Genomic DNA, 23,008 nt, shown 5'->3' on the forward strand with positions numbered 1-23,008 from the left:
GATGCAGGTGCAGGCTTCTGCTCGAAAGCGGCCTAAAGCCTGGTGGACGCAGCCTGTTTGAATACCAGTACCTTCAACCCGCAAGTCACATCGGCGTCTGGGAACTCCGGAGGGTTCGCCAGCCGCTGTTCGAATTCGAGGCCTGGCGCCTCACGCATGACGCCGTCGATAAGGAAGTCCGGGCCGGTGGCCGGGTCGTTGCTGCAAGCCAGTACCGTGCCGTGGGCGGCCAGCAGTTCCGGCAAGCGGCGCAGTACTCGTTGATAGTCCTTGGTCAGCAGGAAGCTGCCTTTCTGGAACGTCGGCGGGTCGATAATGACCAGATCATATGGACCGCTGTTGATCACCTTGCCCCAGGACTTGAACAAATCGTGGCCGAGGAAACTTACCTGGCCCAGGTCATGGCCGTTCAGCCGATGGTTGTCACGGCCGCGGCTCAGGGCCGCCCGGGACATGTCCAGGTTGACCACATGCTGCGCGCCCCCGGCGATGGCCGCCACGGAGAAACCACAGGTATAGGCGAACAGGTTCAGGACCCGTTTACCCTGGGCGTTGGCCCTCACCCAGTCGCGACCGTAGCGCATGTCGAGGAACAGGCCGTTGTTCTGCTTCTTGCCCAGGTCGATCCGGTAAAACAGGCCGCCTTCGGTCAGGGTCCATTCATCGATGGGCTCGCCCACCAGCCATTGGGTGAGACTCTGCGGCAGGTAACGGTGTTGTACGGCAAGGGTGTGGGCCTTGCTGTGTTGCCAGGCCGGCGACGTGGTCAGCGCCAGCAGCATTGCGCTCAAATCGTCCAGCGGCTTGGGGTCCGGTTCCTTGAACAGCGAAACCAGCACCACCCCTTGCAACCAATCGACCGTGATCTGCTCCAGGCCTGGCCAGCAGCGCCCCCGGCCATGGAACAAGCGACGGGTTTCTACCGGCGCTGATTCCAGGGCTGCCAGCAAATGATCGTGAAGGGTTTGAAGGGCTACGCAATTCATTCAGGCAACGCCAGGGATTCGAAAGGCCGGCATTTTAACCGCAGGCGAACCCGACGCAATCCCTGTGGCGAGGCTTGCTCCCGCTTGAGTGCGAAGCACTCACATGCTTGGGGCTGCTACGCAGCCCAGCGGGAGCAAGCTCCCTCGCCACAAAAGGTGCCCCTAGCTGCCGCTGGTAGCCAAGATGCTGGCAACCTGCTGCGGCTGGCAGTTGAGATAGGCCGATCGCTTGAGCCAGCTCGGGTCCGGGTACCAGGAAAACATGAATTGTCCGCCCTTGAGCTTGTCGATCACCTGGCGCGCCACTTGCGGGCGTACGGCAGGGCAGCCCTGGCTGCGCCCGATGCGACCCTGGCGCACGCTCCACAACGGGTTCACGTAGTCGGCGGCATGGATCACGATCGCCCGGTCGCGGGCCAGGTCATTGAAGCCCGGCTCCAGGCCATCCATGCGCAGTGAATAACCGTGGGCGCCCTGGTAGCTTTCCTGGGTACGAAACAGGCCCAGGCTGGATTGGTAGCTGCCCAGGCGATTGGAAAACTGCGTCGCGAAGTTTTCCCCGGACTTTTGCCCATGGGCCACCAGGTCGCGCAATACCAACTTCTTCTGGCGCAGGTCGAAGATCCACAGGCGCCGGGCCGTGGAGGGTTGCGAGTAGTCGATGACCGCCAGGTGGCGAGCCTGGCCGGCACCATTGGCGACGGCGCATTGCATGGCGCTCAAGGCACTTTTGAGCGCCAGGGGATTGAGTTCCGGCGCTGCCTGGGCGAGGCTGTGGTAAAGCGTTTTCGACTTGGCCTTTTTTTCCGCCAGTGCCGGGCTGCAAATGATACCCAGGCCCAGCATGACCAGGCAGAATCGGCGCAAAAAGCCCGATACAGGCGAAGGGTTTCCAGCGTGGTGTTCGTTCGCGGCATCCCGTCCGATTTCGTTTGTCTGCATGATGGCGGGTCGTACCTGTCGCAAAATTCACCGTCAACGAGACGGCCATGGATTGGAGTAAAGCAGTTGTTCAAAAAGTCCGCATGTTACCTGAGCCTTTTATTGCTCACGGCGCCATTGGTCGCCAAAGCCGAGGACGGCGACCCGGCTCTGGTGCAGACCACGCTGGCGCAACTCGCGGTCGCGTGCCCGAGCGTCGCGGTGGGCGTCGATTTTCCGACGCAGCTCGACTTGCAGGCGTTCTACCAGCAAAACGCAGGCCAGGAGGTCTGGGCGGACGACGAACGACGGGGAGCGTTGCAGGTCCAGTTGCAGCAGCTGGCCGACGACGGCCTGGATCCGGCTCGTTATAGCCTGCCGGTCGGGGACGCGGCCCAAGGCCTTCATTGCGCCGACATCGCCATCAGCCAGCGCTACCTGCAAGCCTTGCATGATTTGCGTTTCGGCTACCTGCCCCAAGACCGACTGGAGCCGGTATGGAAAGCCAACCCACCGCCACAGGATCACCCGGCCGTGGTGCTGGCCATCGCCGGACTGGGCCTGCAAAACCTTGCCGACGCCTTTGAGCAGGCGCGGCCGAACCTGGACCTTTACCGCAACCTGCGCGGTCTCTATGCCCGGCTACGGCAACAACCGCTGGGCGAATGGCAAGCGGTGCCAGGCGGGCCGTTGCTGCAACCGGACAAACAGGACGCCCGTGTCCCCGCCCTGGCCCAGCGCCTGTTCAATGAGGGGTACCTCACTACACCGCCGCTTGTGTCCGACGAGCATTACAGTCCCGCGCTGGTGGACGCGATGAAGAGCTTCCAGGCCCGGCATTCGCTACAGGCCGATGGCGTGGTCGGGCCGTGGACCGTCACCGAGCTGAACATCAGCCCGGCTATGCGCCGAGAGCAGTTGCGCATCAATCTGGAGCGCATGCGTTGGCTGGCCCAGGACGTGGAAACCGACAGCGTCCTGGTCAACGTGGCCGCGGCGCAGTTGACGGTTTACCAGGGCGGCGCGCCGGTCTGGCAAACCCGTACCCAGGTGGGCCGGGCGCAACGGCAGACGCCGTTGCTCAAATCCCATGTCACCCGGCTGACGCTCAACCCGACCTGGACCATTCCGCCGACCATCATGCGTGAGGACAAACTGCCCGAGATCCGCCGTGATCCGGAGTTTCTCACCCGCCACAACCTACGGATCCTCGACAGTGAAGGCCTGCCGTTGCTGGCGGAGGACATCGACTGGGAGCACCCAGGCAACCTCATGCTGCGCCAGGATCCAGGCCCGAAAAACCCGTTGGGCAAAATGGCGATCCGCTTCCCCAATCCGTTCTCGGTGTACCTGCATGACACGCCGAGCCAGTCGCTGTTCAGCAAAGGTCCGCGGGCCTTCAGCTCAGGCTGCGTGCGGATCGAGCAGGTGATGCACCTGCGCGACCTGCTGGTCAGCCCGGCTGAACGGGCACGCACCGACACCTTGCTGGCCAGTGAATCGACCCACGAGTTCAGGCTGGCCCGGCCCATGCCGATCCTGCTGGGTTACTGGACGGCACAGGCGGACAGCCAGGGCCAGGCGGTGTACATCCCGGATATCTACGGGCGTGACGCAACGCTGTCCGCCGCCCATGGTCGCGCGCTGTGAACGCTTGGTTCTGAGCTCAGGCGCATGCAATAGCGGGCGCCTGTGTGGTTTCATCAAGCGTTGCGAACAACCGCTGGCCGATAACGCCGGCGGCTCGCAAAAGCTCTTGCGGATCGGCGGTTTCCGAGTCGAGCAAACGCTGGGAACTCACCACTTGGGCGCCGCAATAACCGAAAATGCCATGGTCGATCTGCGTGGTCATCGCCTGATCGTAGCCGTGACGTTGAAAGCTGTCGGCATCGGCACCGCCGACTTCCACCAAGTGAACCCGCAAGTGTTGCAGCTTCTGGATAAACGGTTTGTCGAGGCTGAAATCGAACGCCCAACCGTTGGAAAACACCCGGTCGATCCAGCCCTTGAGCAATGCCGGCATGGACCACCAATAAATCGGATAGACCAATACCAGCGCGTCGGCTCGGTCGATCCTGGCTTGTTCGGCCAGCACATCCGCGGGCGGCAGTGCCTCGCGGTGGTGTACCGCATGGTCGGCGAAACTGAAGCGCGGATCGAAGCCTTCAGCGGCCAGGTCGGCAATCTCAAACGTATCTACAGGGTTGGCCTGGGTAATGCCCTCGGCGATTTTCCGGGCCAGGCTGTGGGTGAGGGAGCGTGGATCGTGGTGAGCCACAACGATGAGTGCATGCATGGCGAAACTCCTTCTGGTCACGAGGTCTTGAAGACAGGTATGCTTAAGTTACGCTTAGTAAGTTACGGTTGGTAAAGTTAGCATGTCAAGCACTGATGAACATTCGCCGCCTTCACCTCGTCGTCGTTTGTCCCGGCAAGACCGGCAGCGTCAATTGCTGGAGGTTGCCTGGCGTCTGGTGCGCGAGGAGGGCAGTGATGCTCTGACGTTGGCGCGGCTGGCGGACCAGGCCGGGGTGACCAAGCCCATCGTCTATGACCACTTCATCACCCGATCCGGGCTGTTGGCGGCGCTGTACCAGGATTTCGATGCCCGCCAGACCGCGCTGATGGACGCTGCCCTGGAGGCCAGCGAAGCCACCTTGCAAAGCCGGGCGGCGGTGATCGCTTCGTCCTACGTCGAGTGCGTGCTGCTGCAAGGTCGGGAGATTCCCGGGGTGATCGCGGCGTTGACCAGTTCGCCGGAGCTTGCGCGCATCAAGCGCGAATACGAGGGGATTTTTCTCGACAAGTGCCGCGCGGTGCTGGAGCCGTTTGCGGGTACGAAAGGCATCGGCCAGGCGGGTTTGCGAGCGATGCTGGGGGCGGCGGAGGCGTTGTCCAATGCGGCCGCCACCGGGGAAATCAGCCCTGGCGAGGCGAAGGACGAGCTGCTGGCCAGTATCGTGGCGATGGTGGGCAGGACTGGCGACACCTGTTCCAACTGAGCTGGCGCCATCGCGAGCAAGCTCGCTCCCACGGTTGTTTCGTATTAGGGCGTTTTATACAGCAACCTCAGTGTGGGCCCAGGGCCGTCTCGATGCACTCCAGCAGCTTGTCGGCATCACAAGGCTTGGGCAAGCAGGCGACCAACCCCGGCGTATGCGCCCCCAGGTCCGGATAAGCGGTAATGAAGATGGTGGGAATCCGCAAGCCCATGGCACCGAGCTGTTCATGCAGCTCCAGGCCACTCATGTCTGGCATCTGGATATCGGAAATCAGGCAATGAATACTGGCCGGGGCATTGTCGTCCAGGAACTCGATGGCACTGCAATAAGTTCGAACCTTGTAACCACTGGAACGCAACAGGCTATCCAGGGCTGTCCGAACGGATTCGTCATCGTCAACAACGGCGATAGTCGTCGTGTTGCGTATCTGCGTGGCTTGCGTCATAGGGGTCGCTCGTAACAGCGCCTGTCGTGACTACACGATACGCGGTCCCATAAGGGGCAGAAGTATACCTACGTATAACGCCCTAAGACCTAAGGGTTGGTGCCTTGTGCCCGGTGCTGCGCCAGGCCATGAAAAAATTGTGAAGCGCTTTCGGTAAGCGCTAATCTAAAGAGCGCAACACGCCCCGTCCTGGATCCCGGCACATGCTTTACCCTCAGGCATCCAGCGCAGCCACGGAAGTCGCCACCTGGCGACGACATCGGCAAGTGCGACATGACACTGGACGACAGCCGACGGCAAAGTGCGGCAGACCAAACAAAATAGTGCTCCTGTGCCGATGGAATAACAGCATGCAAATACTATGGGACGATGGTGAGCGTATCTTCTGTCGGGAATTGCGCTCGGGTGTGGACGGCGACGACACGGTCCTGGTGGCCCGGCCCGCGACCGAACAGCCTCGCCCTGGTTGCCTTGACCGGCTCGCCCATGAGTTTGGCCTGAAGGATGAGCTTGATGGCGCCTGGTCGGTACAACCCCTCGACATTGTGCGCGAAGGGGCCCAGGTGCGGCTGCTGCTCGAGGATCCCGGCGGCGTGCCGCTCGTGCAGTTGCTGATCGCACCGATGGAAACGGCGACGTTCCTGCGCCTTGCGGTGAGCATCGCCATGGCGCTGGGCAAGCTCCACCAGCGCGGCATCGTTCACAAGGACATCAAGCCCAGCCACATCCTGGTGAACTGCGACGATGGCCAGGCGCGGCTCACCGGGTTCGGCCTGGCTTCGCGGCTGCCGCGGGAGCGCCAGGCCCCCGAAACCCTGGCCGGCACGCTCGCCTACATGGCGCCCGAGCAGACCGGCCGGATGAATCGCTCGATCGATTCGCGCAGTGACCTCTATTCGTTCGGCATAATGCTCTATCAGATGTTGACTGGCTCGCTGCCGTTCACTGCGTCCGACCCTATGGAGTGGGTCCACTGCCATATCGCCAAGATGCCTTCACCGCCCAGTACGCGGGTCGAAACCATCCCCGAGATGCTGTCCCGGATCGTCATGAAACTGCTCGCCAAGACCGCCGAGGAGCGCTATCAGACCGCCGCGAGTGTCGAACATGATCTGCGTCGTTGCTTGGCGCACTGGACACAATCGCGGCACATCGATGTCTTTGCCCTGGGCGAGCAGGGCGCCTCCGATCGGCTGCTGATTCCCGAAAAACTCTACGGCCGTGAGCGTGACGTCGAGACGCTGGTCGCCGCGTTCGGCCGGGTGGTCGAAACCCGTGCGCCGGAACTGGTGCTGGTGACGGGCTACTCCGGTATCGGCAAATCCTCGGTGGTCAATGAGTTGCACAAAGTCCTGGTTCCGCCGCGGGGCCTTTTCGCCAGTGGCAAGTTCGACCAGTACCGGCGTGACATCCCTTATTCGACCCTGGTGCAGGCCTTCCAGAGCCTGGTGCGCACGTTGCTGGGCAAGAGCGACACGGAACTGGCGAGTTGGCGCGAGGCATTGCTGGAAGCGCTGGATGCCAACGCGCGGCTCATGACCGATCTGATCCCCGAACTCAAGCTCATCATCGGCGAGCCGCCAGCGGTCCTGGCGCTTGATCCCCAACAGGAGCAACGCCGCTTCCTGCTGGTGTTCAGGCGCTTCATCGGTGTGTTCGCCCGCGCGGATCATCCGCTGGCGCTGTTTCTCGACGATCTGCAATGGCTGGACGCAGCAACGCTCGACCTGCTGGAGGACCTGCTGACCAGCGCCGATGTGCGCCACCTGATGCTGGTGGGCGCCTACCGCAGCAACGAGGTGGATGCCACGCACCCGTTGACGGGCAAGCTCAAGGCCATTCGGAACGCGGGAGGCAAGATCAGCGAGATCACCCTGGCGCCCCTTGCCAAGGTGCACGTCGAGCAGTTGATCGCCGAGGCCCTGCATGACGCCGTTGATCGTGTCGAGCCGCTGGCGCAACTGGTGCTGGACAAGACGGCGGGCAATCCGTTCTTCGTGATCCAGTTCCTGCAGGCCCTCGCTGACGAGCGATTGCTGACCTTCGATCACGAGGCGCGGCAGTGGTGGTGGGATCCGCAGCGCATTCACGCCAAGGGCTACACCGACAATGTCGTCGACCTGATGGTTGGCAAATTGGTCCGCTTGCCGGCCGACACGCAGCAGGCGTTGCAGCAACTGGCGTGCCTGGGCAACGTGGCCGGGCTCAAGGCGCTTTCCACCGTTCTGGACATCTCCCCGACGCAGGTCCGGGCGGTGATGTGGCAGGCGGTCCGCCAGGAACTGGTCGAGCGGCTGGACGATGCCTATGGATTCGTTCACGACCGCATTCATGAGGCCGCCTACTCGCTGATTCCCCAGGCTGCGCGTGCCGAGACGCACCTGCGCATCGGACGGCTGCTCGCGGCGCAAACGGACGCCCAGGCGCTTGAAGAGGCGATCTTTGAAATTGCCGGCCAGCTCAATCGTGGCGCGGCATTGCTCACCGACCGGGCTGAGCGGGAGCAGTTGGCTGAATTCAACCTGCTGGCCGGCCAAAGGGCCAAGGCCTCGACGGCCTATGCTTCGGCCCTCAACTACCTGGCCACCGGCGTGCAGTTGCTGGATGAAGACTGCTGGACAGGGCGCCATGACTTGATCTTCGGATTGGAATTGAACCGGGCCGAATGCGAGTTCCTTACCGGGCAACTCGGTGCCGCGGACGAACGCCTGAAGGCCCTGGCCGACCGCGCCGTGACGGTGATCGAGCGGGCCAACGTGGCGTGCCTGCTGATGGATGTCTACTTGCTCCTGGATCGCAGCGATGGCGCGGTGGCTGTCTGCCTCGACTACCTGCGTCATGTGGGGATCGAGTGGTCGGCCCACCCGAGCGACGACGATGTTCGTCGCGAGTACGAGCGCATCGGGGAACTGCTTGAAGGCCGGGCCATCGAGGACCTCATCGATCTGCCGCTGATGAAGGATGCCACCTCCCTGGCGACGCTCAACGCGCTGGGCAAGCTCTTTGCGCCCGCCTTGCAGAGTGAAGCGAACCTGGCGGATCTGTTGATCTGCAAGGCGGTCACCTTGAGCCTGGAGCAGGGCAACTGCGATGCGTCCTGCGTGCTGTACGCCAATCTGTTCCGGGTCGCCGGCCGGCGGTTCGGTGACTACCAGATGGGATTCCGCTTCGGCCAGCTGGGTTGCGACCTCATTGAAAAACGTGGACTGCGGCGATTCGAGGCCAGTACTTATCTGTGTTTTTCGTGCTTTGCCGTGCGTTGGATGAAGCCCGTGGGGCAATGCCGGGACCTGTTGCGTCGTTCGTTCGCGGCGGCGAATCGGATCGGTGACTTGCCGTATGGCGCTTACGCCGGCAACAACCTCACCGCCGATCTGCTGTTCGCGGGCGAGCCGTTGGCCGATGTTCAAGACGAAGCCGAGCGGGGCCTGGCCTATGCCAGGAGTGTGCACTTCGGGCTGGTGACGGATTTTATCGTCGCCCAGTTGGCGCTGATCCGGATGCTTCGGGGCGTGACGCGGACGTTCGGTAGCCTGGATGACGGCCAGTTGGACGAACCGGCCATCGAAACCCACTTGTCCAGCAACCCGGATCTGGTCCTGGCTGAATGTTTGTATTGGGTCCGCAAACTGCAGGCCCGCTACCTGGCCGACGATCCCGAAGCGGCCATGGCTGCGGCGGCGAAGGCCCAGGGTCTGCTCTGGGTTTGCCAGGCGTTTTTCGAGGAAGCCGAATACCATTTCTACGGCGCGCTGGCGCGGGCGGCCTACTGTGACCGTGTGCCGGTGGACGAGCGCGAATTTCACCGGATGGAGATGGCGGCCAATTACCGTCAGCTCCAAGCATGGACACAGCAATGTCCGGAGAACTTCGCCAGCCGTACCGCGCTGGTGGGTGCCGAAATGGCCCGGGTCGAAGGGCGCGTAATCGATGCCGAGTTGCTGTACGAGCAAGCCATCCAAGCCGCGCAGGAAAGCGGTTTTGTCCATATCGAGGCGCTGGCCAACGAGCTCGCGGCGCGCTTCTATGCCGCTCGTGGTTTCGGCAAGATCGCCCGCGTCTATCTCCAGGATGCTCGTTACGCCTACCAGCGTTGGGGCGCTGAGGGCAAAGTGCGGCAGTTGGAGCAGACCTATCCATCGCTGAGGACCGAAGCGCCTGTGCCCGGTCCAACGACGACGATGACGACGCCGGTCGAGCACCTGGACCTGGCCACCGTACTCAAGGTCTCCGAGGCGGTGTCGGGGGAAATCGTGCTGGATAAGCTCATCGACATGGTCATGTGCACGGCGATCGAACAGGCCGGCGCCGAACGTGGATTATTGATCCTGTCCAGCGACGGCGAGTACCGAGTCGCGGCGCAGGTGACCACCGGCAACCACGTAACGCAAATCCACAATGCCCCGGTGAGCGCGGCACTGTTGCCGGAGTCGATTCTCTATCACGTCCTGCGCACCGGGGAGAGCGTTTTTCTTGACGATGCCCTGATCGCGGCGCCGTTTGCCGCGGACCCGTATATCCGCCAGCAGCATGCCCGCTCGATTCTCTGCGTGCCGTTGCTGAACCAGGCCAAGCTCGTCGGCGCGCTCTATCTGGAAAACAATCTGGCTGCCCATGTGTTCAACCCAACCCGGATCGCCGTATTGAAACTCTTGGCGTCCCGTGCAGCCATCTCATTGGAAAATGCCCGCTTGTATCGCGAAGTCGCCGAGCGCGAAGCGAGGATCCGGCGCCTGGTCGACGCCAACATCATTGGCATTCTGTTTTGGAATGCCGATGGCGACATTATCGAAGCCAACGATGCCTTTCTGCGCATGGTCGGCTACGAGCGCGATGACCTGGCGTTGGGCCGCCTGGGCTGGCGGGACCTGACGGTGCCGGAGTTCCGCGAACTGAGCGAACGTTCTCTGGCCCAGGCATTGCTCACCGGGCACGCCCGGCCTTATGAAAAGGAATATTTTCGCAAGGATGGCAGCCGCCTGCCGGTCATCGTCGGCCTGGCGCTGTTCGAGGCCAACAGCAGGGAAGGGGTGGCCTTCGTGCTGGACCTGACCGAACGCCGTCAGGCGGAAGAAAAGATCCGCGAAAGCGAGCGACGTTATCGCGAGGTGCAAACCGAGCTGGCCCACGCCAACCGAGTCGCGACCATGGGGCAGTTGGTGGCTTCGATCGCCCATGAAGTCAACCAGCCGATTGCCGCGACGATTCTCAATGCCGATGCCGCCCTGCGTTGGCTGAACACCCAGCCACCCGAGATCGAGGAAGTCCGTCAGGTACTGGGGCGCCTCATCTACGACGCCAATCGGGCGGCGGACGTGCTGGGGCGGATCCGTGGGCATATCCGCAAGGCGCCGCCACAAAAAGGCCCGGTGGACATCAACGTTGCCATTGGCGAAATGATCGAGTTTACCCGCGGCCAGATCATCAAGAGCGGCGTCTCGATCCAGACGCAACTGGCCAACGGTTTGCCGCTCATCCAAGGTGACCGGGTCGAGCTGCAACAGGTGCTGCTCAACCTGATCATGAATGCGCTCGAAGCGATGAGCTGCGTCAACGAGGGCGAACGGCAGTTGTGGATCTGCGCAACGTTAGAGGGGGCCGATTGGGTGCTGGTGAGTGTGAGCGATTCGGGGCCGGGGTTCGCCTCGGAAAACGTCGATCAGGTGTTCACGTCGTTCTACACCACCAAACCCACCGGGCTGGGCTTGGGGTTATCGATCTGTCGTTCGATCATCGAGTCCCACGGCGGTTGTCTGAAGGCCTGCGCCAATCAACCTCGCGGCGCTACCGTTCAATTCACGTTGCCCATCGTCCAGGGGGAAACGCCTGCCTGAGGACTCGACGGCGTTCGATTCATACTTAGGTTTAAAAGCCGCATATCAATAGATCACCGGTTCCACTCCCACGTACAAATGCAACGTCGCAACCCGGGCGATAGATTGGCCCCAAGGGTTGCGGAGTGTGAGCCATGATCGATTTAACCCACCGGGCAATGGATGGACTTTCTGCGCTTCGTTCGGTCGCGCTGGTGTTGATGGCGCTCGTCACGGCGAGCGCTTTCTATCGCCTGGGTGCGCCGATGATGGACGGGCAGGGGTGCGCAGCGGCCCGCAATCGTGGCTTGTCCGATATCGCCTTGAAATGGGTGCATGTCGAACAGTCTGGGGCCACGTTGCCGATCGGCGCGCACCTGATCAGCCCACGGGGATTCTATTTGCATCACGGGATTTACCTGGGCGACCTGAAAGTCGCCCACTACTCCGGGTTCAGCGGTTCGCTGAGATCCGGCCCCATCGAAGTGATCGACCTTGAACATTTCGCCCATGGCAAACCGGTATGGATCGCGCAGGAGCCGTATGAATACTCCAACGATGAAGTCGTCAGGCGGGCGCGCTCACGGCTCGGTGAGAATAAATATCGGATCCTGTCCAACAACTGCGAGCACTTTTGCAACTGGTGCATCAGCGGAAAACACTACAGCGCTCAGGTCGACGCTTATTTCCAGCGTCCCCGTGATCTTTTCGCTTTTATTTCGACGCTGGAGCCGCAGCTGATTGCCTAGGGGCGGGTCGCGCAAGGTCGCTGTGCTACACTTTTTTTCGTTTCACTCGCCGGAAGGGTCGTGAATGAACGGTAATGCTTCATCCAATGAGGCGGGTCTCAAAGGTTCTATTGTGTTCGTGGTGGATGACGATGCCTCCATGCGCGATGCGTTGAGCAACCTGCTACGCTCGGTCGGGATCCGCGTCGAGACGTTCGCCTCCACGGCGGACTTTCTTCGGCAACCGAAGACCGAGTGCCCCAGTTGCCTGGTCCTTGATGTACGGTTGCAAGGCGCCAGTGGCCTCGACTTCCAGGCGCAGTTGGCGGAGTCGAATTCGAATATCCCGATCATTTTCATCACCGGCCACGGCGACATCGAGATGTCGGTCAAGGCGATGAAAGCCGGCGCCGTGGATTTCCTGGCGAAACCTTTCCGTGAACAGAACCTGCTGGATGCGGTGTCCGCGGCGCTTCAGGCGGATGTCCGGAGACGGCAAGTCGAGCAGCAATTTTCCGATCTGCATGCCCGCTACCAGACGCTCACCGTCCGTGAAAAGGAAGTCATGGGTTTTGCGGTCACGGGGCTGATGAACAAGCAGATCGCCGGGCAGATGAACCTGAGCGAAATCACCGTGAAGATCCATCGCGCCCATGCCATGAAAAAAATGTGCGCCAAGTCGTTTGCGGACCTGGTCCGGATGGCCGAAGCCTTGGGCGCCGGGCAGGGTCGGTGAGCGATCACGACTGCTGCGCAGCCGAGCGGGAGCAAGCTCCCTCGCCACGGGGCAGCGATGTCTGGGCTGGCGCCATCGCGAGCAAGCTCGCTCCCACAGGGAACCCTGGGTGTTCATGAGCTTTGCATTCCACAGGAGCACAGGGAATCGGGTGTGTTCAGGCGTTCTGAATTCGGCGCAGGTCCCTTGTGGGAGCGAGCTTGCTCGCGATGGCGATCACTCATTCGCCACAGCCCGCTCAGCCCCAACACTGAAATTTCGAGCCAACCCAATCCCCTGTGGCGAGGGAGCGTGCTCCCTTTGGCCTGCGAAGCAGGCCCCTGCAATGCCTACAGGCAAACCACGTTGACTGGTTTCACTGGGCCAATGCTGGTAAGCGATGTCGATAAAAAGTTTTATTGACTAAAAAATTACATCGAGTAATTATTCTCCTGCATCTGCTTTCACGCAGAGTCATTTCGCAGGGGCAACCCAATGAATCAGAACACCGTGCCTTCGCTGGCCAGTCTTTACGTCGAGACTCACGAATCGCCCTCCGACGCACGCCTGGCGCCTTCGCTGATGCAAGGCTTTCCCGCCGAACCCCTCCGCCGTGTCACCTGGCACAACTGGATGAGCCCGCCGTTCAACCAATGGGGCTTCCGCAACCTGGCGCGCTTGCGTCCCTCCATCGATGTACAGGCTGGCAGCGGGCCGGTCAGCGCGTTCAAGCAGGCGCTCCAGCCGCTGGATGCGCTGCACTTCGACAGCGAGTGTGGCTTGAGCATCAGCGTGATCGACCACCTGATCGCCAGCCAGACCGATGCGTTCCTGGTCCTCAAGGGCGACACCGTGCTGTTCGAGCGTTACTTCAACGGCCAGCGCCCCGAGGATCGGCACATCATGTTTTCCGTGACCAAGTCGCTGATCGGGGCCCTGGGTGAACAACTGGTCTGCGAAGGCCAATTGGACCCGACGCTGGCGGCCGCCCATTACGTACCGGAACTGACCGGCAGTGCGTTCGGCGATGCGACCGTGCGCCAGCTGTTCGACATGGCCGTGGCCGTCGATTACAGCGAGGTCTATGAGGATCCGGATTCGGAGAGTTCCCAATACGGTTACGCCTGCGGTTTCCAGCCGGCACCGGCGCAGTACACGACGTTCGAATCCCTGTACCAATACTTGCCGTCACTGCGCAAACGCGGCAGTCACGGCGGCTTTTTCCATTATGTGACGGCCACCACCGAGGCGTTGGCCTGGGTCATGGAACGGGCGTCCGGCAAGGCCTGTCACCAGTTGCTGCAGGCGGTCTGGAGCCAGTTGGGCTGTGAGCGCGACGGCTATTTCCTGGCCGATCCCTGGGGCCGCAGCGTGGCCGGTGCCGGGTTCAGCGCGACCCTGCGTGACATGGCGCGCTTCGGCCGCCTGCTGGCCAATGACGGCCGCCAGGACGGGCGCCAATTGCTCTCGGCCGAGGCCCTCGCCGGTATTGCCGCTGGGGCCGACCCGGCGATCTATGCCGCCTGCGCCGACTTTTCCAGTTGGACCCCGGGCGCGTCCTACCGCAGCCAATGGTATGTCTTCAACGACCACAGCCAGGCGCTCATGGCCGGTGGCATCCATGGCCAATACCTGTTCATCGACAAACCCTCCGGCGTGGTGATCGTCAAGCAGTCATCCCTGGGCGAGGCCGTCAGCCCGTTCGACGGCGACAGCGTGCGCATGCTGCGAGCCATCGCGGCGCAACTGACGCCCTGACTTCATCCGATAAACACAACAATTTCGTTCCGCTCATCTGGCCCGGCCAGGTGTTGGCGCGGGTTTGCGCCGCCATTCACTGCCCTGTAACAACAATAATCAACAGGAGCTCCATATGGTTTCCATGATGCGTTTGTCCCGAACGTGCCTCGTGCTCGGGTTACCCTTGACCGCCCAGGTTGCCTGGGCGGGCTACACCTTCGAGGAGGGTAACCTCAAGGGCGAGGTCAACCTGACGGCCGGTGGCGCAGCCGTGTCCACCCGCAACGTCAATTTTGGCGGCGGCGTGGTGGACCTGCGCAGCGGCAAGAATGGCGGCACGAAAATCGACTGGCAGGAGTTCTACGTCAAGCCGGGCGTCAAGTTGGAATACGCCGTGCAGCCGGATTTCAGCCTGCTGGCCGGCGGCTCCCTGGTGGGAGCGACCACCTTCGGTGATGGCGACGCCGGTGGCTTCACCCGCAGCTCCGATGGCAAGGTGTCTACCGAAGAATTCTATGGCGGTTTCCGGGCCGGGGAGTGGACGGTCACGGGCGGTCGCCAGAACTACATGATCGGCAATGGTTTCATCGTCATGGATGGTAACCTCGACCAGTTCAATGACGGCGCCTATTGGCTCGCCCCACGCACTGCCTTCAAGGATTCGGCGGTGGTCGCCTGGGACCATGGCGCGTTGAAAGTCCAGGGTTTCAGCCTGGGAACCGACAGCGACCTGGGTGACTTTCGCCTGAGCGGCGTGAACCTGGACTACAACCTCGACGACCAGGTGACGCTGGGTGCCACCGCGCTGAAGGTCAAGGCCATGGGGCCCAAGGGCAGCACGTTGCCGCGTCGTCGCGATGGCATGCTGGTGTACAACGTCAGGGCCTTGAACGCCCGGCTCCCGGGTCTCCCGGACCTGGCCCTCAACGCCGAATATGCCGTGGAGCGAGGCAGCGGCGAAGGTGCGGACTACGATGCCAAGGCCTGGTACGGCCAGGCCGATTACACCTTCAGCACACTGCCGCTGACCCCGGTGATCGGCTACCGCTACGCGAGTTTTTCCGGCGACGACAACCTCACCGACAACCGGCAGAAAGCCTGGGATCCCTTGACCAAGGGCTTCGTCGACTGGAGCACCTGGTTGATCGGCGATGTCGTCGGCAACTACCTGCTGTTCAACAGCAACGAAGACGTCCAGCAGTTCTCACTCAAGACCCACCTCAACGAAACCCTCACCCTCGGTGCGATCCACTATCAGTTCTGGCTGGACGAAAAAAACTATATGGGCACCGCCGTCAGCGATAAACGGTTTGCCGACGAGAGTGTAGTCTTCCTGGATTGGGCACCTTCGAAGTCGCTGTCCACCTCGCTGTCCTACAACTGGGTCAAGCCCATGGCGGCGGCCAAACAGGTCTTCGGCGACGACCGGAAATTCAGCGCGCTGGAACTCTTCTTCACCTACCGCTATTAAGTGTCGCGAGCCTTCGCGGCCGCGCTGGAGTGTTTGATCATGAGCCTGTTTTTGCGCAACACCTTGCTGGGCGCTGTCGTTTCGATGCTGGTCAGTGGCGCGAGCCTGGCCGAAGAGCGGACGGTGCGAATCTACAACTGGATCGAGTACCTGCCGCCGGAAATCCTCAAGAGTTTCGAGGAGGAAACCGGCATTCGCCCTATCTATGACGTCTTCGACAGCGTCGAGACATTGGAGTCCAAGCTGCTAACCGGCAACTCGGGGTATGACGTGGTCTACCCGAGCAGTTCCAACGTCAGTCATCTGATCGCCGCCGGCGCCGTCCAGCCCCTGGACCGCAGCCAGTTGCCGAACTGGCAGCATCTGGACCCCGAATTCATGAAGTCCCTGGAAGCGGTGGGCGATCCGGGCAACCGCTATGCCGCGCCGTACCTGTGGGGCACGACCCTGATCGGCTACAACGTCGACAAGGTGCGCCAGGTGCTGGGGGCCGATGTGCAAATGAATACCTGGGACATCCTGTTCAAGGAAGAGAACATGGCCAAGCTGGCCAGTTGTGGCGTGGGTCTGCTGGACGCCGCCAACGAGATCGTGCCCATTGCCTTGCACTACGAAGGGTTGGACCCCAACAGCCAGAAACGTGAGGATTACGCCAAGGCACAGGCAGCCATGCTCAAGGTTCGGCCGTACATCACCTACTTCAATTCATCGCGCTATGGCATGGACCTGGCCAACGGTGAGATCTGTGTCGGGGTGGGTTGGTCCGGTGGGGTGGCCCTGGCCAAGCGACTGGCCGAAGACGCCGGGAAGGGGGTCAAGGTGGAGATGGCGCTGCCCAAGGAGGGCGCACCGATGTGGTCGGACGTCATGATGGTGCCCGCCAATGCGCCTCATGCCAAGGAGGCCTACGCCTTCATCAACTACATCTTGCGTCCGGATGTCATTGCGCGGATCAGCAACAAGATTGGCTACCCCAACCCGAACAGGGAAGCCACGGCACTGGTCAATGCTGAAATCCGCAACAACCCCGCCATGTATGTGCCGGACGAGGCGCGCAAGACCCTGTTCGCCTTGGAACCGGTGCCGGCCGCCGTGGAGCGGATTCGTACCCGCACCTGGACGGGCATCAAGACCCATCGCTGATCGGCGTGACCCGGCGTTGCGGCGCCGGGTCCGTCTCAGTGGTTCAGGTGCGCATGCCCAGGAAGAGCAATTCGGTGATGCGCCGGACCTGGGCGGAATGTGCCTCGATGTCCGGTTGTTCCTGGTTGACCAACCTGAACAGCTGCAAGTGCGAATAGTCGTTCAACAGGAACGCGGCGAGGTCGACGTCCAGATCGGCGCGTAGTTTGCCGGCTTGTTGCAACTCCCTGATCAGCCCACTGATTTCAGCCCTGAGCGCATCGTTCATGGCGCGATACCCCTCGGGTAGCCCATTGTCGCCACCAAACAGGATCAGCGGCAGCAACTCGCGCCACAGGCTCGGGTGCATGACCTCCAGCGCGTAGCCGGTCAACAGCCGTTCCAGATAACACAGCGCTTCCACCGGGTCGTCGATTTCAGGCATCTGGCTGCGGGTGTCCGTGAGAGCGCGCTGGTCGGCGTCGTGCAGGATCTCCAGGATGATCTCCTGCTTGTTGCCGAAGTACTTGAACACGGTGGGCGCCGACACGCCGGCCTGGCTGGCGATCTGTTCGATGGTGGTGTTCTGGAAACCCTGGCGCTCGAACAGTTCGACCGCCGCCTTGCTGATGGCTTGGCGGCGTTCGGCTTTTTGACGTTCACGCAGTCCGCTCACGGGAGGTCCTTGTCGCAAAGAAGGTTAAAGGCCTTGGCACCCACCCTGTGGGAGCGAGCTTGCTCGCGATGGCGTCGGGTCAGCAGCATTGGAGTCGACTGATACACCGCTATCGCGAGCAAGCTCGCTCCCACAGGGTTGCGGGCTACCGGCGGGCCGGGCATAGGCATGCAAAATACTTAACCCAGTAAAGTTTTTAAAGGGTTTATTTCTGGGATCTGATCGGGAGCTTTTGTGGCGAGGGGATTTATCCCCGCTGGGCTGCGTAGCAGCCCCAAAGTGCCGTTGACCTGATACACCGAGCCGATAGTTTTTTAGGGCTGCTGCGCAGCCCAACGGGGATAAATCCCCTCGCCACAATGGGCAAAACGCCATGCCTCATTTGGCGAAATCAGGCACATAGGTGGCGCGTTCAGGTAACTAACTCGGGAGGGAAGGCGGGTAACGTGGCGCGACTTTTCACCGCAAGTGCGCACGTTCGCCCAGGGTGGATCAATACAAACCTGATGGTGCCGCTTCCAGGAGGGGCGGAAAAACCGAAACACCGACTGTCCCTGCGCGCGCCTCAATGTTCGATCACAAGAGAATAAGAAAATGACCAGCCCCAGCTTCAAGGATTCGAACGGCCATCTGGCACAGGGCTTCAAGCCTCGACACGTCACCATGCTGTCCATTGCCGGAATCATCGGTGCGGGTCTGTTCGTGGGGTCGGGTCATGCCATTGCCGCCGCCGGCCCGGCCGTCATGCTGGCCTATCTGTTTTCCGGGACGTTGGTGGTCCTGGTCATGCGCATGCTGGGTGAGATGGCGGTTGCCAATCCGGACACCGGCTCCTTCTCGACCTATGCCGACCAGGCCATCGGGCGCTGGGCCGGCTTCACCATCGGGTGGCTCTACTGGTGGTTCTGGGTGCTGGTGATTCCCATCGAAGCGTTGGCCGCCGGCCATGTGCTCAACCAATGGTTTCCCGCCGTCGATGCCTGGCTGTTCGCCTCGGTGTCGATCGTTTTGCTGGCGGTGACGAACCTGTTCAGCGTGTCGAAGTACGGTGAGTTCGAATTCTGGTTCGCCATGGCCAAGGTCGTGGCGATCATTGGTTTTATCTCCCTGGGTTTCGCGGTGCTGATGGGCTGGATTCCCGAGCGCGAAGCCAGCGGCCTGAGCCGGTTGATGGAGGAGCACGGCGGGTTCGCCCCCAATGGCCTGTCGGCGGTGGTGGGCGCGTTCATCACCATCATGTTCAGCTTCATCGGTACGGAGGCGGTGACCATCGCGGCGGCTGAATCCGACAACCCCGCGCAGAACATTGCCAAGGCCACCCGTTCGGTGATCTGGCGCATCGGTGTGTTCTACCTGCTGTCGATCTTCGTGGTCATTTCCGTGGTGCCGTGGAACGATCCGCTCCTGGCTTCAGTGGGCTCCTACCAGCGGGCGCTGGAGTTGATGAACATTCCCCACGCTAAATTCCTGGTGGATGTGGTGGTGCTGATTGCCGTGGCCAGTTGCATGAACTCCTCGATCTACATCGCCTCGCGGATGCTGTACTCCCTGGGCCGTCGCGGCGATGCGCCAAAGGCCGTGAAGGTGACGTCCTCGGCCGGAGTGCCACGGTCCGCGGTGATTGCCAGTACCGTGCTGGGCGCGGGTGTCACCTTGTTCAGCTACTTCATGCCCGCCGGCCTGTTCCAGTTCCTGCTCGCCAGCTCCGGTGCCATCGCCTTGCTGGTGTACCTGGTGATCGCCATCTCGCAACTGCGCATGCGCCGGATGCTGCAACGACAGAACATCGAGCTGCCTTTTCGCATGTGGTTGTTTCCCTGGTTGACCTGGTTGGTCATCGTGTTCATCTCGGCGGCGCTGGCGGTCATGATGATCTCGCCCGAGCACCGCAGCGAGGTGAGCACGACCCTGGGCCTGGCGCTGATCATTTCGTTTATCGGCCTGGCGACGTCGCGGCATCCACCCCAGCCGGAGAGTGTCGCTTCCCTCGGCTAATCCCTGATTTTTTACCCTGTTGACGCCACGTTACTGGCGTCAACAAACCCTCTTTTCAGCCCATTCAAGACGCAAAAACCTCAGTCTTGAAGCGCGGCCCTTCCGCCTGTCACCCACTTGCAAACCCAGCCCTGCGAACCGGCACTAACCTGCGGTCGCGTTGTCAGTAATTGGCGTCTGTGGGGATGAGGATCGTCCCTGTTATCGGCATATCAGCTGGATGGTTTTTCTCGAGCACTTTCGGGGAAAAGAGCTTTGCGATGGATTGCGTCCTGGACCGACCCTTTCTCTTGCAGGCGATTTTTCCCATGGGGTTTCTACTCGATCCGCGTCATGACATCGATGCTGCCTTATTGAGCTACCGCCGGGTGTTCTGGGCCCTGGCGCTGTTCAGTGGCGTGATCAATTTGCTGGTGCTGGTGCCGTCGCTGTACATGATGCAGGTCTACGACCGGGTCCTCACCAGCCGTAACGAAACCACCTTGTTCATGCTCACCTTGATGGCCCTGGGACTGTTCATGTTCAGTGCCCTGATCGAGTGGGTGCGCGGCGAGGTGATGATTCGCATGAGCGCGGGGCTGGACGATGCCTTGGGCGAGCGGGTTTTCGACGCCGCCTTCGCCCGCAGCCTGCGGGAACACAACGCTAACCCGGCGCAGGTGCTCACTGACCTGGCGACACTGCGGCAGTTGATCACCGGGCAGGGCCTGATCGCGTTGCTCGACGCGCCCTGGCTGCCGATCTTCCTGCTGGTGGCGTTCATCTTTCATCCCTGGTTCGGCGTGTTGACGCTGGTACTCGCCCTGGTGCTGATCGGCTTGGCGCTGTGGGGCGAACTGGCGACACGTACGCGCCTGGGCGAGGCCAATCGCCTGGGGGTGCAGTCGTCGATCTATGTCAACAGCACGTTGCACAACGCTGAAGTCATCCAGGCCCTGGGCATGCTCGGGCCGTTGCGCCAGCGCTGGAGCCTGTTGCAGCAGCGCATCATTGCCGCCCAGGCCCATGCCAGCGATCGCGGTGCGCGCATCACCTCGGCGACGCGTTTCGTGCGGATTTCCGGGCAATCCCTGGCCCTCGGGCTGGGGGCCTTGCTGGTACTGGAAGGCCAACTGTCGGCGGGCATGATGATTGCGATGTCGCTGTTGCTGGGGCGAGCCCTGGCGCCGGTGGAAATCGCCATCGGCTCGTGGAAACAATTCAATTCCGGGCGCCAGAGCTACCAGCGCCTGAGCCAACTGTTGGCGCAGCACCCTCGTGATCGCTTGCGCATGCCGTTGCCACCGCCCACCGGGGCGGTGCGCCTGGAGCAGTTGTATGTCGGCCCGCCGGGGGCTTCGCAACCGATCCTGCGCGGGATCAACTTCAGCCTCGCCAAGGGCGACGTGCTGGCCGTGGTCGGGCCCAGTGCCAGTGGCAAATCGACGCTGGCCCGTGCCCTGGTCGGGGTCTGGCCGGCCATGGGCGGGTCGGTGCGCCTGGACGATGCCGAGATCAGCCAGTGGTCCCACGACGCCTTGGGCCCGCACCTCGGCTACCTGCCCCAGGACATCGAGTTGTTCGACGGCACGGTCGCCGACAACATCGCCCGTTTCGGTGAGCAGGACGCCGACCAGATCATTGCAGCCGGACGGCATGCCGGTATCCACGAAATGATCCTGCGGTTTCCCAAGGGCTACGACACGCCGCTGGGCCCCGGCGGGCTTGGCTTGTCCGGTGGGCAGAAACAACGCCTGGGCCTGGCGCGTGCGCTCTACGGGCGGCCGTCGTTGATCGTGCTCGATGAACCCAACTCCAATCTCGATGACGCCGGCGAGCTGGCGCTGGTCCAGGCCATCAGTGCCCTCAAGGCGGCCGGCAGCACCGTGGTCTTGATCACGCACCGGCCCAGTGTGCTGGCGGTGGTCGATCACATCCTCGTGTTGAAGGACGGGACTCAACAAGCGTTCGGCCCTCGGGACCGGGTGCTCAAGGCATTGATGCCGGGGCCGCGACCGGCCGCGGTCCGGGAGGCGGGCGGCGATGCGTGATCTGATCCCTGAGGCACAGACCTACAGCGAGCAGGGGTTGAGCGTGCGCGGCACCACGACACTACCCAGCGCTCGGACTGATGCCGGGAGTGCGGCGCGTTATGGCGTGGGATTCCTGGTCCTGACGCTGGGCGGTTTCCTGCTCTGGGCCTGCCTGGCGCCACTCGACCAGGGAGTGGTGGGCAGCGGCACCGTGGTGGTGGCGGGGGAGCGCAAGGCGGTGCAGTCGTTGGTTGGCGGAGTGGTGGAAAAGCTGCTGGTGAGCGATGGCGACCGGGTCACCCAGGGGCAATTGCTCGTGCAACTGAACACGGTGCAAGCGCAGTCGCAACTGGACGTGACCCTGGGCAAGCTGCTCAATGATCGCAGCATCGAGGCGCGCCTGATTGCCGAGCGCCTGGGCAGCGCCGAGATCCAATGGCCTGCGGAGTTGCTGGCGCGCGCCGACGAGCCACGAGTGAAGGCGGCCATGGCCTTGCAGAGTCAGTTGTTCATCACACGTCGCGCGGAGCTGGGCAGTCGCTTGCAGATCATCGAGCACGAAGTCGCGGCGTTGCAGCAACAGTTGCTGGGCTACGAAGGCGTCAAGCGCAACTACGATGCGCAGATGCGTTTTCAGCAGCAGGAGCTTGAAGGCCTGCGTGACCTGGCCCGGGAAGGCTACGTTCCGCGCAACAAACTGTTCGAGGCCGAGCGCAACGCGGCCCAGTTGGCGGGGCAGATCGCCTCCGGCGTGGGGGATGTCGGCAGGACTCGCCAGGCGATCAACGAAAGCCGGCTCAAGGCCTTGCAGGCGCAGCAGGAGTTTCGCCGCGATGCCGAGACGCAGCTCAGCGAGGTCTCGGCCGAGGCGGCCGGTTATGCCGATCAGATCCGGGCCTTGCAGTTCGAAGTCGACAACGGTGCGATCCGCGCACCGGTGGCCGGGCAGGTGATGGACGTGAGCATTCATACGGTCGGCGGCGTGGCGCAGGCTGGCCAGACCCTGATGCAAGTGGTGCCGCTGGATGCGCCGATGGCGATCACCGCCCGCTTCGAGCCGCTGATGGCTAACAAACTGCGCCCGGGCCTGCCGGTGCACGTGCATTTCACCGCGCTGCAACGGGTGGATACGCCGACGGTCACCGGCACCGTGGCGACCGTGTCGGCAGACCAACTGATCGACGAGCGGACGCACCTGCCGTACTTCTCCGCCAAGGTCGAGATTCCCGCCGACACCGTGGCCGCGTTGCAAAGCGCCGGCCTGCTGGTGCGCCCCGGCATGCTCGCCGATGTCACGGTGGTGACGGGCGAACGCACCTTGATGAATTACCTGATGAAACCGTTGCGTGAACGCTTGCTGGTAGCCTTCAAGGAGGAATGAG

The 23,008-nt window shown here is 62.2% G+C and carries 16 protein-coding genes; 11 read left to right on the top strand and 5 right to left on the bottom strand.

The genetic code is table 11. The features are described 5' to 3' along the window. Window positions 1-32 precede the first annotated feature (32 nt). Together J3P85_RS12185 and J3P85_RS12190 are read right to left on the bottom strand one after the other, a co-directional pair. Window positions 33-986: a class I SAM-dependent methyltransferase gene (locus tag J3P85_RS12185; protein ID WP_434705982.1), complete on the bottom strand. Its 954-nt coding sequence runs from the start codon at window positions 984-986 to the stop codon at window positions 33-35. Between the two features lie 162 nt (window positions 987-1,148). After that, window positions 1,149-1,832 (bottom strand): murein L,D-transpeptidase catalytic domain family protein, encoded by a 684-nt coding sequence (locus tag J3P85_RS12190; RefSeq protein ID WP_250962091.1) that lies wholly within the window; start codon window positions 1,830-1,832, stop codon window positions 1,149-1,151. Between the two features lie 162 nt (window positions 1,833-1,994). Here J3P85_RS12190 and J3P85_RS12195 point away from each other — a divergent pair, with 162 nt between their 5' ends. After that, a complete protein-coding gene (locus tag J3P85_RS12195; protein ID WP_434705983.1) occupies window positions 1,995-3,557 on the top strand; it encodes a L,D-transpeptidase family protein in 1,563 nt (520 codons plus the stop codon). Window positions 3,558-3,573: 16 nt separating this feature from the next. Here the strand turns inward: J3P85_RS12195 and J3P85_RS12200 are convergent, their stop codons facing one another. Beyond that, window positions 3,574-4,203 (bottom strand): NAD(P)H-dependent oxidoreductase, encoded by a 630-nt coding sequence (locus J3P85_RS12200; protein WP_434705984.1) that lies wholly within the window; start codon window positions 4,201-4,203, stop codon window positions 3,574-3,576. An 82-nt stretch (window positions 4,204-4,285) separates the two neighbouring features. Here J3P85_RS12200 and J3P85_RS12205 point away from each other — a divergent pair, with 82 nt between their 5' ends. Further along, the gene (locus tag J3P85_RS12205; RefSeq protein ID WP_434705985.1) at window positions 4,286-4,909 is read left to right on the top strand and encodes a TetR/AcrR family transcriptional regulator; all 624 of its coding nucleotides are present in this window, start codon (window positions 4,286-4,288) and stop codon (window positions 4,907-4,909) included. A 67-nt stretch (window positions 4,910-4,976) separates the two neighbouring features. On the opposite strand, the gene J3P85_RS12210 is transcribed toward J3P85_RS12205, so the two are convergent. Then, the gene (locus tag J3P85_RS12210; protein ID WP_434705986.1) at window positions 4,977-5,354 is read right to left on the bottom strand and encodes a response regulator transcription factor; all 378 of its coding nucleotides are present in this window, start codon (window positions 5,352-5,354) and stop codon (window positions 4,977-4,979) included. 350 nt (window positions 5,355-5,704) lie between these two features. Between J3P85_RS12210 and J3P85_RS12215 the strand changes: the two genes are divergently transcribed. The 6 genes from J3P85_RS12215 to J3P85_RS12240 all read left to right on the top strand — a co-directional run bounded on the left by J3P85_RS12215 (window position 5,705) and on the right by J3P85_RS12240 (window position 16,964). Next, window positions 5,705-11,188 carry a trifunctional serine/threonine-protein kinase/ATP-binding protein/sensor histidine kinase gene (locus J3P85_RS12215; protein WP_434705987.1) on the top strand — a complete coding sequence of 1,828 codons (5,484 nt, stop codon included), beginning with the start codon at window positions 5,705-5,707 and terminating at the stop codon, window positions 11,186-11,188. A 134-nt stretch (window positions 11,189-11,322) separates the two neighbouring features. Beyond that, window positions 11,323-11,916 carry a lecithin retinol acyltransferase family protein gene (locus J3P85_RS12220; RefSeq protein WP_434705988.1) on the top strand — a complete coding sequence of 198 codons (594 nt, stop codon included), beginning with the start codon at window positions 11,323-11,325 and terminating at the stop codon, window positions 11,914-11,916. A 64-nt stretch (window positions 11,917-11,980) separates the two neighbouring features. Next, window positions 11,981-12,631, top strand: coding sequence for a response regulator transcription factor (locus J3P85_RS12225; protein ID WP_434705989.1), 651 nt, complete (start codon window positions 11,981-11,983; stop codon window positions 12,629-12,631). A gap of 474 nt (window positions 12,632-13,105) precedes the next feature. Continuing rightward, window positions 13,106-14,368 carry a serine hydrolase domain-containing protein gene (locus tag J3P85_RS12230; RefSeq protein WP_434705990.1) on the top strand — a complete coding sequence of 421 codons (1,263 nt, stop codon included), beginning with the start codon at window positions 13,106-13,108 and terminating at the stop codon, window positions 14,366-14,368. Between the two features lie 115 nt (window positions 14,369-14,483). Then, entirely contained in the window at window positions 14,484-15,821 is a 1,338-nt protein-coding gene (locus J3P85_RS12235) for an alginate export family protein (protein WP_434705991.1), read from the top strand. Between the two features lie 39 nt (window positions 15,822-15,860). Then, the gene (locus tag J3P85_RS12240; protein ID WP_434705992.1) at window positions 15,861-16,964 is read left to right on the top strand and encodes a polyamine ABC transporter substrate-binding protein; all 1,104 of its coding nucleotides are present in this window, start codon (window positions 15,861-15,863) and stop codon (window positions 16,962-16,964) included. 43 nt (window positions 16,965-17,007) lie between these two features. Here J3P85_RS12240 and J3P85_RS12245 read toward each other — a convergent pair whose 3' ends face one another. Then, window positions 17,008-17,619, bottom strand: a complete 612-nt coding sequence (locus J3P85_RS12245) for a TetR/AcrR family transcriptional regulator (RefSeq protein WP_434705993.1) — start codon at window positions 17,617-17,619, stop codon at window positions 17,008-17,010. Between the two features lie 594 nt (window positions 17,620-18,213). Here J3P85_RS12245 and gabP point away from each other — a divergent pair. The 3 genes from gabP to J3P85_RS12260 all read left to right on the top strand — a co-directional run bounded on the left by gabP (window position 18,214) and on the right by J3P85_RS12260 (window position 23,007). Further along, window positions 18,214-19,614 carry a GABA permease gene (gabP, locus tag J3P85_RS12250; RefSeq protein ID WP_434705994.1) on the top strand — a complete coding sequence of 467 codons (1,401 nt, stop codon included), beginning with the start codon at window positions 18,214-18,216 and terminating at the stop codon, window positions 19,612-19,614. A 308-nt stretch (window positions 19,615-19,922) separates the two neighbouring features. Next, window positions 19,923-21,644 (top strand): type I secretion system permease/ATPase, encoded by a 1,722-nt coding sequence (locus J3P85_RS12255; protein ID WP_186731086.1) that lies wholly within the window; start codon window positions 19,923-19,925, stop codon window positions 21,642-21,644. Then, the gene (locus J3P85_RS12260; RefSeq protein ID WP_434705995.1) at window positions 21,637-23,007 is read left to right on the top strand and encodes an HlyD family type I secretion periplasmic adaptor subunit; all 1,371 of its coding nucleotides are present in this window, start codon (window positions 21,637-21,639) and stop codon (window positions 23,005-23,007) included. Before J3P85_RS12255 ends, J3P85_RS12260 begins: the two co-directional genes overlap by 8 nt. Window position 23,008: the final 1 nt, after the last annotated feature.

Origin of the sequence: Pseudomonas sp. Z1-12 (assembly GCF_051132015.1) — a bacterium.
In the GTDB taxonomy this organism is placed as follows: Bacteria; Pseudomonadota; Gammaproteobacteria; order Pseudomonadales; family Pseudomonadaceae; genus Aquipseudomonas; species Aquipseudomonas zanjanensis.